Annotated in this window: 14 protein-coding genes and 2 tRNA genes; 6 read left to right on the forward strand and 10 right to left on the reverse strand. The window is 63.2% G+C overall.

Features of this window, described 5'->3' with window-relative positions:
- From BGO64_RS01895 to BGO64_RS01905, 3 genes are all read right to left on the reverse strand, one after another.
- A partial coding sequence (locus tag BGO64_RS01895; RefSeq protein WP_034524332.1) for a GTP-binding protein occupies positions 1 to 102 on the reverse strand: 102 nt, incomplete at its 3' end.
- Between the two features lie 172 nt (positions 103 to 274).
- A tRNA-Gly gene (locus BGO64_RS01900) sits at positions 275 to 349 on the reverse strand.
- A gap of 38 nt (positions 350 to 387) precedes the next feature.
- Positions 388 to 472, reverse strand: a tRNA-Tyr gene (locus tag BGO64_RS01905).
- 263 nt (positions 473 to 735) lie between these two features.
- Between BGO64_RS01905 and coaA the strand changes: the two genes are divergently transcribed.
- The gene (gene coaA, locus BGO64_RS01910; RefSeq protein WP_029314861.1) at positions 736 to 1674 is read left to right on the forward strand and encodes a type I pantothenate kinase; all 939 of its coding nucleotides are present in this window, start codon (positions 736 to 738) and stop codon (positions 1672 to 1674) included.
- Positions 1675 to 1750: 76 nt separating this feature from the next.
- Here coaA and birA read toward each other — a convergent pair whose 3' ends face one another.
- Entirely contained in the window at positions 1751 to 2716 is a 966-nt protein-coding gene (gene birA, locus BGO64_RS01915; protein ID WP_010675963.1) for a bifunctional biotin--[acetyl-CoA-carboxylase] ligase/biotin operon repressor BirA, read from the reverse strand.
- Entirely contained in the window at positions 2713 to 3750 is a 1038-nt protein-coding gene (gene murB, locus BGO64_RS01920; RefSeq protein WP_010675964.1) for a UDP-N-acetylmuramate dehydrogenase, read from the reverse strand. Before murB ends, birA begins: the two co-directional genes overlap by 4 nt.
- Before the next feature lie 125 nt (positions 3751 to 3875).
- Between murB and BGO64_RS01925 the strand changes: the two genes are divergently transcribed.
- On the forward strand, positions 3876 to 4529 hold the full coding sequence (locus BGO64_RS01925) for a potassium channel family protein (protein ID WP_010675965.1): 654 nt from the start codon (positions 3876 to 3878) through the stop codon (positions 4527 to 4529).
- Positions 4526 to 5881, forward strand: a complete 1356-nt coding sequence (locus BGO64_RS01930) for a TrkH family potassium uptake protein (protein WP_041211921.1) — start codon at positions 4526 to 4528, stop codon at positions 5879 to 5881. The genes BGO64_RS01925 and BGO64_RS01930 overlap by 4 nt, the downstream gene beginning before the upstream one ends.
- A 72-nt stretch (positions 5882 to 5953) precedes the next feature.
- Here BGO64_RS01930 and BGO64_RS01935 read toward each other — a convergent pair whose 3' ends face one another.
- Complete coding sequence (locus BGO64_RS01935; RefSeq protein ID WP_286700081.1) at positions 5954 to 7951, reverse strand: DNA topoisomerase III; 1998 nt, start codon at positions 7949 to 7951, stop codon at positions 5954 to 5956.
- 298 nt (positions 7952 to 8249) lie between these two features.
- Here BGO64_RS01935 and BGO64_RS01940 point away from each other — a divergent pair, with 298 nt between their 5' ends.
- Together BGO64_RS01940 and torA are read left to right on the forward strand one after the other, a co-directional pair.
- The gene (locus BGO64_RS01940; RefSeq protein WP_128296094.1) at positions 8250 to 9380 is read left to right on the forward strand and encodes a NapC/NirT family cytochrome c; all 1131 of its coding nucleotides are present in this window, start codon (positions 8250 to 8252) and stop codon (positions 9378 to 9380) included.
- A gap of 22 nt (positions 9381 to 9402) precedes the next feature.
- Positions 9403 to 11883 (forward strand): trimethylamine-N-oxide reductase TorA, encoded by a 2481-nt coding sequence (gene torA / locus BGO64_RS01945; protein ID WP_286700082.1) that lies wholly within the window; start codon positions 9403 to 9405, stop codon positions 11881 to 11883.
- A gap of 361 nt (positions 11884 to 12244) precedes the next feature.
- On the opposite strand, the gene BGO64_RS01950 is transcribed toward torA, so the two are convergent.
- The 4 genes from BGO64_RS01950 to BGO64_RS01965 form a co-directional block, all read right to left on the reverse strand.
- Entirely contained in the window at positions 12245 to 12706 is a 462-nt protein-coding gene (locus BGO64_RS01950; protein WP_010675970.1) for a hypothetical protein, read from the reverse strand.
- Between the two features lie 102 nt (positions 12707 to 12808).
- Entirely contained in the window at positions 12809 to 14155 is a 1347-nt protein-coding gene (locus tag BGO64_RS01955) for a sensor histidine kinase (RefSeq protein ID WP_010675971.1), read from the reverse strand.
- Between the two features lie 31 nt (positions 14156 to 14186).
- On the reverse strand, positions 14187 to 14843 hold the full coding sequence (locus BGO64_RS01960) for an AHA_4052 family stress response regulator transcription factor (protein WP_005332666.1): 657 nt from the start codon (positions 14841 to 14843) through the stop codon (positions 14187 to 14189).
- An 87-nt stretch (positions 14844 to 14930) separates the two neighbouring features.
- Positions 14931 to 15263 carry a PepSY domain-containing protein gene (locus tag BGO64_RS01965; RefSeq protein WP_041211926.1) on the reverse strand — a complete coding sequence of 111 codons (333 nt, stop codon included), beginning with the start codon at positions 15261 to 15263 and terminating at the stop codon, positions 14931 to 14933.
- Positions 15264 to 15326: 63 nt separating this feature from the next.
- Between BGO64_RS01965 and BGO64_RS01970 the strand changes: the two genes are divergently transcribed.
- On the forward strand, positions 15327 to 15575 hold the full coding sequence (locus BGO64_RS01970) for a PepSY domain-containing protein (protein WP_286700083.1): 249 nt from the start codon (positions 15327 to 15329) through the stop codon (positions 15573 to 15575).
- Positions 15576 to 15578: the final 3 nt, after the last annotated feature.

The raw sequence follows: 15578 nt of genomic DNA on the forward strand, positions 1-15578 counted from the left end.
GTTGGTGATGGCGGCGGTCAGGGTGGTTTTACCGTGGTCAACGTGGCCGATGGTACCCACGTTAACGTGCGGTTTATTACGCTCAAATTTTTCTTTAGACATGATCGTCCCTCTAAACTAACGCTGAGTACGCGGTGGCAAGCTAACCACAGAACAGTTTATATGATGGATTTGAATCAAGGGGAGTAGAGAGGTTGGTGCTGACAGGCTGGTTCGATTGCCGAACTCACCCTAAGGTGTGGCTCTCAGAATTACCTGAGCCATATCAGCATCTTGGAGCGGGCAGCGGGAATCGAACCCGCATCATCAGCTTGGAAGGCTGAGGTAATAGCCATTATACGATGCCCGCATTTCTCTAACCCAAAGAACTCAAACCGCAGAGAAATATGGTGGAGGGAGAAGGATTCGAACCTTCGAAGGCAGAGCCGTCAGATTTACAGTCTGATCCCTTTGGCCGCTCGGGAACCCCTCCAGTTGCATAAATGCCACAACGGTAATTCTGCTTGCACCCGTTGTTTTTGTCGCTTTTGCTGGGCAAATAGACGACAGACATCCAAGCGTCGCGCATTTTATGGTAAGGATTTTGGGGATGCAACCATTGCACCTTGCAAAATGTGCATTTATGCCGGGATCCAGGCAAAAAAACGCTCCTTCTCCGTCCCGACCGGACGCGTCCCTTGTCGCTCCCGATCCCTTGGTGTATGGTCGCCCTGCCCAAGAAACAGTGATGACACCATGACGACAGAGCATAACCCCTATTTGCAATTCACCCGCGAACAATGGGCGTTATTGCGCGATGCGGTCCCCCTGACCCTGACCGAGCACGATCTGCAGACCCTGCGCGGGATCAACGAGAAGGTGTCATTGCGGGAAGTGGAAGAGATCTATCTGCCCCTCTCCCGTCTCCTCAATCTCTACGTCAAGGCCAAGCAGCGCCGCAGCCGGGTGCTGGAGCAGTTTCTCGGTCAGTCCCGCGGCAAGGGCACCTATATCATCAGTATCGCCGGCAGCGTGGCGGGGGGAAAGAGCACCACGGCCCGTATCCTTCAGGCACTGCTGGAGCGCTGGCCGGAGCACCCCAGGGTGGAGCTGGTCACCACCGACGGCTTCCTGTTTCCCAACAAGGAGCTGGAAGCCCGTGGCCTGATGCGTCGCAAGGGGTTCCCCGAGTCTTATGACATCCGCCATCTGGTGGAGTTTGTCGCCAATATCCGCGCCGGCCACGAGAAGGTCGAGGCCCCCGTCTACTCCCACCTGATCTATGACATCCTGCCCGACGAGAAGAAGGTGGTGGAGCAGCCGGACATCCTGATCCTGGAAGGGCTCAATGTGCTGCAAAGCGGCATGGACTATCCCCAGGACCCTCATCGCGTGTTCGTGTCGGACTTCGTCGACTTTTCCATCTATGTGGATGCCGATGCCGAGCTGCTGCGCACCTGGTACATCGATCGTTTTCTCAAATTCCGCAGCGGCGCCTTCTCGGATCCCGACTCCTATTTCCACCACTACGCCAAGCTGGCCGAGAGCGAGGCGACCGAGATCGCCAACAACATCTGGCAGGATATCAACTACCTGAATCTGCAAGAGAACATCTTGCCGACCCGGGAGCGGGCCAACCTCATCCTCACCAAGGGCAACGAGCACGCCATCGAGCAGATCAAGCTGCGCAAGTGACCACTGTCGCAGTGCATACATGAAAGAGGGGGCCCGCAGGCCCCCTCTTTCATTCAGTCGTCATGAGCGTATGGGCTCAGTCCCCCCGCCGCAAGGAGAGTTCCCCTCCCAGATAGAACTTGAGCCCCTCTTCCGTCTCCAGACGCAGGGCTCCGCGTTCGTCGATCCCCCGGGCAATCCCGCGGATCACCTGCTCTCCCATCAGCAGCTTCACCGGCTGGCCGGCGAAGTGGTCGAGCCGGTTCCAGCTCTCGACGAAACTCGCCAGTCCCGTCTGTTCGAAGGTCTGCATGGCCTGCTGCAGGTGCAGCAGCACGCAGGCGGCCAGCTCGTTGCGATCCACCAGCTCGGGCTGGATATGGCGCAGCTCGGACCAGGCCTGATCGATCTTCTCCCCCTCCCGACTCGGCATCGCCAGATTGAGGCCGACCCCGATCACCAGATGGCAGCTGGCACCCGCACTGCCGCTCATCTCCACCAGGATGCCCGCCAGCTTGCGGCCCTGGTAATAGAGGTCGTTCGGCCACTTGAGCTCCACCCCGGGATAACCGAGGGACTCCAGCGCCTCGACCACCGCCACGCCGACCGCGAGACTCAGTCCCATGGCGGCCGCCATGCCCTGCTCAAGCCGCCAGTACATGCTCAGGATCAGCTGGCAACCGAAGGGAGAAACCCAGGGTTTGCCACGACGTCCCCGCCCGGCGGTCTGGCACTCGGCCAGACAGCTTTCACCGGAGCTCAGGGTGTTGACCCGCTCCAGCAGGTACTGGTTGGTGGAGTCGATGACAGGGAAGCAGTGCACCGGTGCCATCGGTGCCTCTGCCTGCAGCCGCCCCTCGTCATAGAGGGCCATGGGCACCGCCAGCCGATAGCCCTTGCCGGTCAGGCTGAAGAGATCCAGCCCCAGATCCTTGAGCGCGGCCATGTGCTTGCTCACCGCCGCCCGGCTGATGCCAAGGCGCTCGCCCAGCTGCTCGCCGGAATGAAACTGGCCGTCGCTGAGCAGGGTGATCAGGGTCTGTCTGACGGGGGTCAGGGTCATGCCAGTACCTCGTCGAGCCAGGTTTCACCGCTGCGCCCCATGAAGCGCACCTCGTGTTCCAGCACCACACCGAACTGGTGCTCCACGCTGTCGCGGACATGGGCCGCCAGCGCGATGAGCTCCATGGCGCTGGCGCCCCCCAGATTGACCAGCACCAGCGCCTGCTCCTGATGGACGGCGGCACGACCGATGGCAAACCCCTTGAGACCGCACTGATCGATGAGCCAGCCAGCCGCCAGCTTGGCCTGCCCTTCTGCCGCAGGGTAGCAGGGCATCTGCGGGTATTGCTGTTTCAGGGTCTCGGCCAGGGCAGCGGGCACCACAGGGTTTTTGAAGAAACTGCCCGCGTTGCCCAGCACCGCCGGATCCGGCAGCTTGGCCATGCGGGTGGCACAGACGGTGTCGAAAATGGCCTGTGGCGAAGGGGCATCCCCCAGCGCCGCCAGCGGGCCATAGCCGGCGACCGGGCGCCATGCCTTGGGCAGGCGCAGACCGACGGCGATGATGAAGTGGGAGTCCTGATAGTCGTGCTTGAAGATGCTGTCACGGTAACCGAACCGGCAGTCGGCCGCCGCGATGCGCTCAACCTCGCCACTCTGCCAGTTGAACGCCTCCACGTAGGCACAGACGCTGGCCAGCTCGACCCCGTAGGCACCGATGTTCTGTACCGGGGCCGCCCCGACCGTCCCGGGAATGAGTGCCAGATTCTCCAGCCCGTGCCAGCCCTGTTGCAGGGCGTGACATACCAGCTCGTGCCAGTTTTCACCTGCCGCCACGTGTAGCAACCAGTGCTCGGACTCCTCGTGCAGCGTGATCCCTTTCAGGCCGTTGTGGACCACCAGACCGGCAAAGTCATCGCAGAACAGGATGTTGCTTCCTCCTCCCAGCACCAGGCGCGGCAAGGTGGCCAACTCCGGGTTGGTCCGCAGTTGCGCGAGATCATCCGGCCGGGTCACATCGGCCAGCCAGAGGCAGTGTGCGTCCAGGCCCATAGTATTGAGGGTCGACAGGGAGGCGTGGGGGGTGAGTTTCATCTGTGTGTTCCGACAAGGACAAGGGCGCAGTTTACCCCAGATCCCCCGGGACAAAAAACCCGGACACTTTTCGGACTCAGGGCTCTGGAGTAGAGTAACCCCTTCATCCCGCTGAGGAAGCATGCATGAACAATCAATTCGCCGTCATCGGCCTGGGCCTGTTTGGCAGCGCCTTGTGCGAAGAGTTGCAGCGCCAGAATGCCGAGGTACTGGCCATCGACATCGACGAGAGCAAGACCCGCCAGATAGCCACCCTCTGCAACCACGTCATCGTGGCCGATGCCACCGACGAGGCCACGGTCGCCGAACTGGGCCTGGCGAATTTCGACATCGTCTTTGTCGCCATCGGCGACAACCTGGAGACCAGCATCCTGACCACGCTGGTGCTGAAAGAGGCGGGCGTGAAGAAGGTCTGGGTCAAGGCCCGTGACAAGTTCCACGCCAAGATCCTGCAGAAGGTGGGCGCGGACAAGGTGATCAACCCGGAGTGGGACATGGGCCGCCGGGTGGCCCAGAGCATGCTGGACAACCGGCTGTTCGACTACCTGGAGCTGGGTCACGACATGGTGCTGACCGAGTTCGTGATCGGCTTGCAGCAAAACACCCGCACCCTGGCCGACTTGCGCCTGCTGCAGCAAAGCGATTTCCAGCTGTTGGCCATCAAGCGGGGTGAGGTGCTGCACAACGTCCTGACCGGCAAGATGGAGCTGCAACTCGGTGACATCCTGATCCTGGCCGGCAACAAGCACGCCATCGATCACTGGCTCGACACCCTATGATCAACTGGCGCAGCAACTACGCCTTCACCCTGCATCGGGAAGACAACTCCCGCTGGAGCGAGGCCAAGCTCATCCTGGGCAGTTTCCTCATCATCCTGCTGGTTGGCACCCTGTTTCTGGTCCAGCCCTCCAGCCACAAGGGTGAGGTCACCGTCATCAACGCCCTGTTCACCGCCACCTCCGCCATCAGCGTGACCGGCCTCGGGGTGGTAGATACCGGCACCGCCTTCACCCTGCAGGGGCAGATCATCCTGTTGATATTGATGGAGATTGGTGGTCTCGGCCAGATGACCATGACACTGCTGCTCATCGCCATGTTCAGCAAGCGGGTCGGGCTGCGCCAGCAGGTGCTGGCCAAGGAGGCGCTGGGCCAGGAGGGCTCCGTCAACATCGTCCAGCTGGTGAAACGCATCGTCCTGTTCGCCCTGATTGCCCAGCTGATCGGCACCGCCATCATGGCCATTCGCTGGGTGCCCGACATGGGCTGGGGTCACGGCCTCTACGTCAGCTTCTTCCACGCGGTGTCGGCTTTCAACAACGCCGGCTTCTCGCTGTTTGCCAACAACCTCATGGACTACCGGGATGACCCCATCATCAGCCTGACCATACCGGCCCTGCTGATCCTGGGGGGGGTAGGCTTCACCGTCATCGTCGACCTGGTGCGCAACCGCCGCTGGCGCAAGCTGAAACTGCACAGCAAGCTGATGCTGCTGATGACCCCTGCCCTGCTGCTGCTGGGGACCCTGATGTTCTGGCTGCTGGAGCACAACAACCCTGGCACCCTGGGCAACGCCTCCTTCGGGAGCCAGTGGCTGGCAGCCTTCTTCCAGTCGGCCACCGCGCGCACGGCGGGCTTCAACACGGTGGATATCGGCCAGATGGTACCGGCCTCCCTGCTGTTCATGATGATGCTGATGTTCATCGGTGCCGGGGCAACCTCCACCGGGGGCGGTATCAAGGTCACCACCTTTGCCGTCGTCCTGCTGGCGACCCGGGCGTTTCTGACCAAGCGCCCCCATGTCACCGCCTTCGGCCGCACCCTGTCACCCCAGATAGTGACCCGCTCCCTGGCCATCATCATCGTCAGTACCATGGTGCTGATGCTGGCGATGTTCCTGCTGATGCTCACGGAGTCGCAATCATTCGACAAGATCATGTTCGAGACCATCTCGGCCTTTGCCACCGTGGGACTGTCCACCGGCATCACCGCTTCTCTGAGCGAGCCGGGCAAGCTGATCCTGGTGCTGGTGATGATCTGTGGCCGTCTGGGGCCCCTCACCCTGGCCATCATGCTGGCCCGTCCGGTGGAGACCCGCATCCGTTATCCGGAAGAGAGCGTCTACACGGGGTAAGCCATCCCATCCATACAAAGAGGGGCCTCCGGCCCCTCTTTCTTTTCTATGTGATCACGGCGCGCGCCAGCCTCAGGCCGCCTTGCCCCTGGTCGTCCCCTTGCCAGAGCTCTTTCCCGTACTCTTGCCAGCACTCTTGCTCGTGCGGGGGCGTGCGGCGGTGGACGCAGTCCGCTTGCGGCGGGCAAAGCGGTGCTTGCTGTCACCGGGCGTCGCCTTGGGCAGCGCGCTGAAGCTGGCGCCGGAATCCTGCCGCGCCCCCTCGATCAGGCCGTTAAGCTGCTCGGTGAGCGGCCCCATGAACTGCTGGTAGCTGCCGTGACGTTCGGCGATCTGCCCCAGACTCTGCTCCCACAGTGCCGTCATGTCCGGTGTCGTGGCGGTCGCGGGCAGCGCCTGGACCAGGGCTCGCCCGGTCGGGGTGGCCTTGATGCTCTTGCCCTGGCGCACCAGGAAGCGGCGCTTGAACAGCAGATCGATGATCCCGGCCCGGGTCGCCTCGGTGCCCAGACCGTCGGTCTCCCGCAGGGTCTTGCGGATCTCGGGATCCTGCACATAACGGGCGATGCCGGTCATGGCGGCCAGCAGGGTGGCATCGGTAAACGGCTTGGGGGGCTGGGTCATCTTCTCCAGCAGTTCCCCCCGCTCGCACAGCAGTTCCTCCCCCTCTTTCAGGGCAGGCAGGGTTCCCGCCTCCTCCTCGTCATCCTCTTCCACTCCGAGCAGCGCCTTCCAGCCCGCCTTGAGGATGCGGCGCGCCTTGGCCTGGAACAGCCCTCCGGCGATGCGCAGCAACACCTTGCTGTCGTTGTACTCGAACGGCGGGTAGAACTGCAGCAGATACTGGCGGGCAATCAGGCCGTACAGCTTCGCCTCGTCGGCCCCCAGGCTCGCCTCGTTCCCCCTCTTCTCGGTGGGAATGATGGCGTGGTGGGCATCCACCTTGCTGTCGTTCCACGCCTTGCTGCGGATCCTTCCATCCGCTTCGGCGACCGCCCTGGCCAGCGCAGGGGCCGTGCTGGCGATGGCCTCCCGCACCTGGCCGGCCCGGTTGAAGTGCTCGCTCGGCAGATGGCGGCTGTCGGATCTGGGATAGGTGATGAGCTTGTGCCGCTCGTAGAGGCTCTGGCAGATATCCAGCACCCGCTTGGCATCCATGCCAAAGCGCTTGGCCGCGTCGATCTGCAGGCTGGAGAGGTTGTAGGGGAGCGGCGCCGCCTGCTTGCGCGCCTGCTCCTCCACCGCCTCCACCCGGGCGGGTTGCCCCTGGATCCGCTCCACCACCTTGGCGGCCAGCGCCCGGTTGAGCACCCGTCCCTCCTCATCCTGCCAGGGCAGGCAGGCCTCCGATGGCAGCCACCTGGCGGTGAAGCGTTCGTTGCCCTGGGTCAGCAGATGGGCCATCACCTCGTAGAACGGCTTGGGAACGAAGGCCTCGATCTCGAGATCCCGGCGCACCACCAGACCGAGCAAGGGGGTCTGTACCCGGCCCACCGACAGCAGTTCGCTGCAGCCCCCCTTGCGGCCAAGCAGGGTATAGGCCCGGGTCATGTTGATGCCATAGAGCCAGTCGGCACGGCTACGGGCCAGCGCCGACACCGCCAGCGGCACGAACTCCTTGTTGTCCCTGAGCTTGTCGAGGGCGCGGCGCACGGCGGGGGGATTGAGATCGCTGATGAGGCAGCGCTGAACCGGTTTGGTCTTGGGATAACCGAGAAAGTCGATCACCTCGTCCACCAGCAGTTGCCCTTCCCTGTCCGGGTCACCGGCGTTGACCACGCAGTCCGCCTGCTTGATGAGCCCCTTGATGACGGCCAGCTGGGCCTTGGTCTTGGGTTTGGCCACCAACTGCCACTGGGTCGGGACAATGGGAAGGGATTCCATGCGCCACTGCTTGTAGGCGGCATCGTAGGCATCGGGCTCGGCCTGCTCCAGCAGGTGGCCGATGCACCAGGTCACCACGTCTCCCTGCGCCGTCTCGATGAAACCATCCCCCTTCTTGTGCGGTTTGGGGAGGACATCGGCGATGGCGCGGCCAAGGCTGGGTTTCTCGGCGATAAAGAGTCGCATGATGGATACACCTGAATACTGTATATGTGAACAGTATACAATCCTCTCGCCACAAACCCCAAGCCCCGGGGTGGCGTACTGCCTCCCCGCCCCGGCTTGGGCATCGCTCCCACCACAGCACATCCCGCTCCCGCTGTATGGGAAAAATGCGATTTAAATTCAATAAATCATGCCAAAACAAATAACAAAACCAAAAATCAATTATATGACGAAATAAAAACCATGACCGAGGTCAACCCTTTGAATCCTGGGACTACTACTATATTGGTAATACCCGAATTCGAAGGACACCGTCACCATGCTTGGAAAACTGTTGAGAAAGACCTGGTTCTGGCTTCTGCTGCTCGGGGCCCTGCTGGGGATCGCCGCACTGGGCGTCACCGTCACCGTGCTGCACAAGACCAGCTCCACCGAGTTCTGCGTCTCCTGCCACTCCATGCAGACCCCGCTCGCCGAATATCAGGGCAGCGTCCACTTCCAGAACGTGAAGGGGATCCGCGCCGAGTGCGCCGACTGCCACATCCCCAGTGAACCCGCCGCCTATCTCTGGACCAAGATCCGCGCCGTGAAAGACATCTATCACGAGGCGATCGGCACCCTCGACACCCCGGAAAAATACGAGGCCCACAAGCTGCGCATGGCCCAGACCGTGTGGGATCAGCTCAAGGCCAATGACTCCGCCACCTGTCGCAGTTGCCACAGCTACGCCGCCATGGACATCCTGGCCCAGCGCCCCAATGCCCGCGCCGAGCACCCGGTCGCCATCAAGGAGGGTCAGACCTGCATCGACTGCCACCGCGGCGTCGCCCACATCATGCCGGACATGAGCGGCCTGGCTGCCGCCGGTGCCAGCGAACTGGCCGCCGCCGCGGCCCAGACCCCGGTAACCGTCACCACCCGCTATGCCATTGCCACCACCCCGCTCTATCTGGATGCCGGCGCCAAGACTGATGAAGGCACCCTGATGCCCTCCACCCAGGTGGAAGTGCTGGCCAACGACAACGGCCGCGCCCAGGTGCGCATCGACGGCTGGCAGCAGGACGGGGTGAGCGAGGTGTTCTACGCCGCCCCCGGCAAACGGATCCTGAGCGTGCTGGTCGGCGAAGCCGCCAGAAAAGCCCTCGTGACCGGCAAGAGCGAGACCGACAGCGCCACCAACCTCACCTGGCATCAGGTCAGCCTGACCGCCTGGGTCGACCAGAGCCAGCTCATCGGCGACCAGGGCAAGCTGTGGCAATACGCCTCCACCCTGATGTCCAACAACTGCACCGGCTGTCACGGCCTCACCGCGCTGGATCACTTCAACGCCAACCAGTGGATCGGCGTCATCAAGGGGATGGAGTCCCGTACCTCCCTCACCCCGGAGCAGGCGCGCATGCTCACCCAATACGTGCAGAAACACGCCAGCGACATGAGCGCGGCCCATTAAGGCAGGAACAGAGGACTCTCCCATGACTTTTTTCAATGACCAACAGACCAACCTCTCCCGCCGTACTCTGCTCAAGGGGCTGGGGGCCTGTGCCGCCTTGCCCCTGCTGGCCGGTATCTTCCAGAAAAGCGCCCTGGCCAAGGCCGTCAGCACGGCCCTTGAGCAGTTCCCCACCCTGGTGCCCGCCCAGAAGGGCATCCTGACCGGCGCCCACTGGGGAGCCTTCGAGGCCATCGTCTCCGAGGGCCGCATGGTGCGGGTCCAGCCGGTGGCCGACGATCCGGCACCGAATGACCTCATCGACATGGCGCCGTTCCAGGTCCACGCCAAGAACCGCATCAAGTACCCCATGGTGCGCAAAAGCTGGCTGGAGCACGGCCCGGGGGCCAAACCGGAGCTGCGCGGTGCCGACGAGTGGGTACGGGTGAGCTGGGAAAAGGCCATCGACCTGGTGGCCGGCGAGATCCAGCGCGTCCAGTCTGATTTCGGCCCGCAGGCGATCCACGCCGGTTCCTACGGCTGGAAGAGTGTCGGCATGTTCCACAACAGCCGCACCCTGCTGCACCGCCTGATGAACCTATCGGGCGGCTTCACCGGTTATGCTGGTGACTACTCCACCGGCGCGGCTCAGGTGATCATGTCCCACGTGATGGGCTCCATCGAGGTGTACGAGCAGCAGACCGCCTGGCCCAACGTGGTGGAGCACGCCGAACTGGTGGTGCTCTGGGGGGTCAACGCCCAGGTCACCCTGAAGAACAGCTGGAACATGCCGGATCACGAAGGTCAAGCGGGCTTCAAGGCGCTGAAAGAGAAAGGCACCCGGGTCATCAGCATCGATCCCGTCTACAACGAGACCGCCAAGCTGGTCGGCGCCGAGTGGATTGCCCCGAACGCCTACACAGACGTGGCCATGATGCTGGGGGTGGCCCACACCCTCTACAGCGAGAAGAAGCACGATCAGGCCTTCCTCGATCGCTACACCGTCGGCTTCGATACCTTCCTCGCCTACCTGCTCGGCAAGGAGGACGGCCAGCCCAAGAGCGCCGAGTGGGCGAGCAGCATCTGCGGCGTCGATGCCAAGGTGATCCGCCAGCTGGCCCTCGACATGGCCGCCAAGCGCACCATGATCATGGCCGGTTGGGGCATGCAGCGTCAGCACCACGGGGAGCAGCCCAACTGGATGCTGGTCACTCTGGCTGCCATGCTGGGCCAGATCGGCATGCCGGGGGGCGGCTACGGCTTCAGCTACCACTACTCCTCCGGTGGCAGCCCCACCGCCAAGGGCGGCATTCTGGCGGGGATCTCCGCCGGCAACGCACCGAAGAACAGCCCGGCACCGATCCCGGTGGCGCGCATCGCCGACTGCCTCGCCAATCCGGGCAAGACCATCGACTTCAACGGCCGCAAGGTGACCTATCCGGACATCAAGCTGGTCTACGTGGCGGGGGGCAACCCCTTCCACCACCATCAGGACACCAACAACCTGGTCAAGGCGTGGCGCAAACCCCAGACCGTGATCGTGCACGAACCCTACTGGACGGCGACTGCCAAACACGCCGACATCGTGCTGCCGGTCACCACCAGCTACGAGCGCAACGATCTGGAGATGGGCGGCGACTACTCCCAGCGCTACGTCTTCCCGATGCACCAGTGCGTGCCCCCCCAGTTTGAAGCCCGCAACGACTTCGACATCTTCAGCGCCATCGCCGCCAAGCTGGGCGTGCAGGAGCAGTACACCGAAGGGAAGGACGAGATGCTGTGGCTCAAGCAGATGTACGACGGCATGGCAGCGCAGGCCCGTGGCGCACGTGTGGCGCTGCCGCCGTTCAACATGTTCTGGGAGTCCAACAACTACATCCGCTTCCCGATCCCGGAGGCCAACCGCCAGTGGATCCGTCACGCCGATTTTCGCGAGAACCCGCTGCTCAACCCGCTCGGTACCCCGTCCGGCAAGATCGAGATCTTCTCCAACACGGTGGCGGGGATGGGTTATGCCGACTGCGCCGGTCATCCCAAGTGGTATGAGCCCAAGGAGTGGGTGAAGAGCGAGGTGGCGGCGCGCTATCCGCTGTCGCTCAACACCTCCCACCCGACCCAGCGGTTGCACTCCCAGCTCGACAACACCCCGCTGCGGGACAAGTTCGCCATCGCCGATCGGGAGGCGATCCTGATCCATCCGGACGACGCCAAGGCGCGCGGCATCCAGGATGGCGATCTGGTACGGGCCTTCAACGAGCGCGGCCAGATCCTGGTGGGGGCCCTGATCTCCGCCGATATCCGGCCCGGGGTAGTGCGGGTGTGTGAAGGGGCCTGGTACGATCCGGCCAAGCCGGGCGAAGCGGGCAGCATCTGCAAGAACGGCAACGTCAACTGCCTCACCTTCGACGAGGGCTCGTCCAGTCTGGCCCAGGGCAACTGCGGCCACATGGCCCAATTGCAGATAGAGAAGTATATCGGGCCAGTGCTCGCCAACACGGCGCACGAGGTACCGGCCAACGGCTGAGGCGGTTGCATGCAGACAAAACGGCGCCATAGAGGCGCCGTTTTTATTCCGGGCTGGCAAGGATGACCCTCGGCAGCCATGGGGAGGCGCGGGTAATCCCCCTGCGGGGAGGCTGACTCGGCTCACGGGCCCCCTGAGGGGCCTGCTCACCCTGCATAAATTTAACTTATGGCTTTTCCCATAATGACCCGTGCTTGCTTATACACATGGCCAACTGCTCCGGGGCAGCCCTGCCCACCCCAGATCCCGTCCCGCACGCCTCCTGCCCGATCACCCTCAGGCCCCTCCGTTCCCGCCAATAAAGACGGCGCCCGAAGGCGCCGTCTTTATTCTCTGGAATGAAAGGTGTGCGGGAGGAGCATCAGAAGTCTCCTTCCACCATGTACTCTTCGGCACACTCCACCAGCTGGGGCCAGAGATCTTCCGGCACCCAGGCCTCTGGGTCATCCTCGTCACCGTCATACTGGCTCCAGAAGAAGGCACGCAACCCGCTTGCGAAGTCGTCGCTCAACTCCGCCAGTTCGGAGAGGGGCCCCAGCCAGGCAATGCGGCGCAGGCCGGAGGCGAGATCGTTGATGGCATCCATCAGGGTGCGATCATCCAGGCTCTGCTCCACCAGCAGGGTGAAGCGCTCGCGGGCGCTCTCGGTCTGATCCTCGTCCAGTTCGCCCACGTCGGCCAGCAGGTCGACAAAGTCCTCCAGCAGGAACTGGATCAGGGCATCCCTGTCCTCGAACCACTGGATCTGGGCCCCCTTGGTGCCCAGCACCGAGGCATCGAACGAATCATCGAGATGGCACAAAGCCCAAGGATCGTCAGTCATTGCTACCCTTCCTACACCTGAAACAAGTGACGTATCTTATGCCGGGTGCCGCACCCTTGCCAGCACGGCGGCACAAAAGGGGCCCCCCGACGGGGCGCCCCATCACTCGACCCTGGCCACCTTGGGCAGGGAGAGGGAAGCGGCGAGCCCCCCCAGCTCGGCCCGCCCCATGATGAGGCTGCCACGATAGGCTTCCGCGAGATCCGAGACGATGTTGAGGCCAAGGCCCGAGCCCGGCACCTTCTCGTCGAGGCGCACCCCCCGCAGCACCGCCTTGGCGATCTGATCCTCGCTCATGCCGGGACCGTCGTCCTCAATGCGCAGGGTGATCCAGCCCCCCAGCTCGGCGCTGGAGATGCGCAGCTCGCTGGCGGACCACTTGAAGGCGTTCTCCAGCAGGTTGCCCACCATCTCGTCGAAGTCCTGCTCCTCCACCCCGACCGCCAGATTGACCGGCACCTGCAAGTCCACCGTCTTGCCGGGATAGAGGCGGGAGAAGGCGCGGCAGATATACTCCACCCGGGCCCGCACCGGGGTCGACACCCCGAGGATCTTGGCGGCGCCGGTCACCCGCGCCTTGCCGAGGTGATAGTCGATGTGGCGCTGGATCTGGTCGAGCTGCTCGCCGAGGGCGGCCTGATCCTCCGGCGGCAGCTGGGTCACCTGGTTGCGCATGATGCTGAGCGGCGTCTTGAGGGCGTGGGCCAGGTTGCCGGTGTGGGAGCGGGCCCGTTGCAGCAGCTCGCCATAGTGGTGCAGCAGGCGGTTGATGTCCTCCACCAGCGGCTGGATCTCCAGGGGGTAGCGCAGCCGGAACCCCTCCTGATGACCCTGATGGACACGGCTCAGCTCGCGGCGCAGCAGGTGCAGCGGGCGCAGGCCGTAGAGGATCTGGAACATGAAGCCGAGCACCAGGCCGGTGGCGGCAAAGCCGAGGCCGAGGAACAGGCTGATGCGGGTCTTCTTCAGGGTCTGGGTCAGGGCGCTGCTGTCCTTGGCCATCACCAGGGTGAAGACCCGATCAGACCCCGGCAGCAGCACGGTACGGGTCATGATGAGCAGGGGCTCCTTGTTGGGCCCCTTGCCGACAAAGAGATCCGGATCGCCGAAAGCCGACTTCAGGCCGTGGGCACTCAGATGGGCATCCCACAGGGAGCGGGAGCGACTGACCACCGTCTCCCCCAGCTCCAGTTGCCAGTAGTAGCCGGAGTAGGGCTGGCGATAACGGGGGTCGGCCATGGGCTCGGTGACCACCGGCATGCCGTCCGGCTGGATCTCGAGGCGGGAGAGCAGATCGTAGAGCTGCAGGCGCAGGCCATCGGCCTCCGCCTCCTGCCAGTAGTTGCGCATCATGGTCTGCAGGCTGAAGCCGGTGGCGAACAGGAAGAGACCGCACCAGACCATGGCGATCACCACCAGCCGACCTCGCAGGGTGCGTACCAGCCTCATTCAACCCACCCCGCCATCGGTTGCGAGGATGTCATTCGTTGATCCGGTAGCCGAGGCCGCGCACCGTCTCGATGAGATCGGCGTGGGTCTTCTTGCGAATGCGGCCGATGAACACCTCCACGGTGTTGGAGTCGCGATCGAAATCCTGGGCATAGATGTGGTCGATCAGCTCGCTGCGGGACACCACCTTGCCCCTGTGCTGCATCAGGTAGCCCAGCACCCGGAACTCGTGGGCGGTGAGCTTGATGGGGGTCCCCTCGTACCACACCTGGGAAGCCGCCATGTCGAGACGCACGCCACCGATCTCGAGGATGGAGCTGGCGTTCCCCGCCGCCCGGCGCACCAGCGCCTGCACCCTGGCCACCAGCTCCGCCACCTGGAAGGGCTTGGTGAGGTAGTCGTCCGCCCCGGCGTTGAGCCCTTCAATCTTCTCGTGCAACTGGCCACGGGCGGTCAGCACCAGCACCGGGGTGTCCATCCCCTTGCTGCGCCACTCCTTCAGTACGCTCAGCCCGTCGCGACCGGGCAGGCCGAGATCCAGGATGATGGCGTCATAGGGTTCGGTCTCGCCGAGAAAGCCCGCCTCGTTGCCATCGTGGCAGAGATCGGTGACGAAACCGGACAGACGCAGCTGCTCCGCCAGCTGGCCCGCGAGGATCTTTTCATCTTCAACTATCAGAATGCGCATACATGGGTATCCAAAACAGGGTTGTGCCGGCACTGGCAACGGTTGGGGGGACGAACCGGACGACGGTACGTTCGCGGACTCACGCCGTTACTCCTCTTCCGGGGGCGGGCGCGGAGCGAACAGGCGCTCCAGATGGTGACCCTTGAGCCACACCATCTCCAGGTTGTCAGCCCGGTAGCCCACCTTGATGACGCTGTTCTCCTCGTCGATGAGCCTGAGCTCGTAGAGCCAGACGCCATCCTCCTCACCCAGATCGACGCGCAGCACGCGCACCGGCAGGCGGGAGGCTACCGCCATCAACTCATGAAAAGGACGGACCCGCCCCTCGCTGACCGCCTGTTGCAACAAGGCCTCGTTCGGCTGGGCCGCCTGAACCAGCATCGGCAGCAGCAATCCAAGCAGGGGCAGCGCGCTATTCATGGGTGATTCATCTCTCAAAACCTAACATAATGCCGTTTATAGTGTGCCAGCCATGAATCCGGAATGAATATGATCCCACGCAGTATCCTGCTGATCTTGTGCCTCTTTTCCACCTTTGGCTGGGCGGCGCAGACACGTCTCGACATGGCCGGACTGGTCAAGTTGTTGCTGGCACAAGGGTATCACGACATTCGGGAAGTGGAGCTGGAAGGGGACAAATTCGAGGTCGATACCCTGAATGCCAACGATCAGCGCGTCCAGTTGCAGGTCGATGCCAACACCGGCGAGATCACCAAAAAAGAGGCCGAATAGGCC

The organism is Aeromonas sp. 62-46 (assembly GCF_001898585.1).
GTDB classification, from domain to species: domain Bacteria; phylum Pseudomonadota; class Gammaproteobacteria; order Enterobacterales; family Aeromonadaceae; genus Aeromonas; species Aeromonas caviae.

Coding starts and splice junctions, on each gene's coding strand:
- BGO64_RS01960 (WP_005332666.1), bottom strand. CDS start 14,843: ATGCGCATTCTGATAGTTGAAGATGAAAAGATCCTCGCGGGCCAGCTG.
- BGO64_RS01970 (WP_286700083.1), top strand. CDS start 15,327: ATGAATATGATCCCACGCAGTATCCTGCTGATCTTGTGCCTCTTTTCC.
- coaA (WP_029314861.1), top strand. CDS start 736: ATGACGACAGAGCATAACCCCTATTTGCAATTCACCCGCGAACAATGG.
- BGO64_RS01930 (WP_041211921.1), top strand. CDS start 4,526: ATGATCAACTGGCGCAGCAACTACGCCTTCACCCTGCATCGGGAAGAC.
- birA (WP_010675963.1), bottom strand. CDS start 2,716: ATGACCCTGACCCCCGTCAGACAGACCCTGATCACCCTGCTCAGCGAC.
- BGO64_RS01950 (WP_010675970.1), bottom strand. CDS start 12,706: ATGACTGACGATCCTTGGGCTTTGTGCCATCTCGATGATTCGTTCGAT.
- torA (WP_286700082.1), top strand. CDS start 9,403: ATGACTTTTTTCAATGACCAACAGACCAACCTCTCCCGCCGTACTCTG.
- BGO64_RS01925 (WP_010675965.1), top strand. CDS start 3,876: ATGAACAATCAATTCGCCGTCATCGGCCTGGGCCTGTTTGGCAGCGCC.
- BGO64_RS01940 (WP_128296094.1), top strand. CDS start 8,250: ATGCTTGGAAAACTGTTGAGAAAGACCTGGTTCTGGCTTCTGCTGCTC.
- BGO64_RS01935 (WP_286700081.1), bottom strand. CDS start 7,951: ATGCGACTCTTTATCGCCGAGAAACCCAGCCTTGGCCGCGCCATCGCC.
- BGO64_RS01965 (WP_041211926.1), bottom strand. CDS start 15,263: ATGAATAGCGCGCTGCCCCTGCTTGGATTGCTGCTGCCGATGCTGGTT.
- murB (WP_010675964.1), bottom strand. CDS start 3,750: ATGAAACTCACCCCCCACGCCTCCCTGTCGACCCTCAATACTATGGGC.
- BGO64_RS01955 (WP_010675971.1), bottom strand. CDS start 14,155: ATGAGGCTGGTACGCACCCTGCGAGGTCGGCTGGTGGTGATCGCCATG.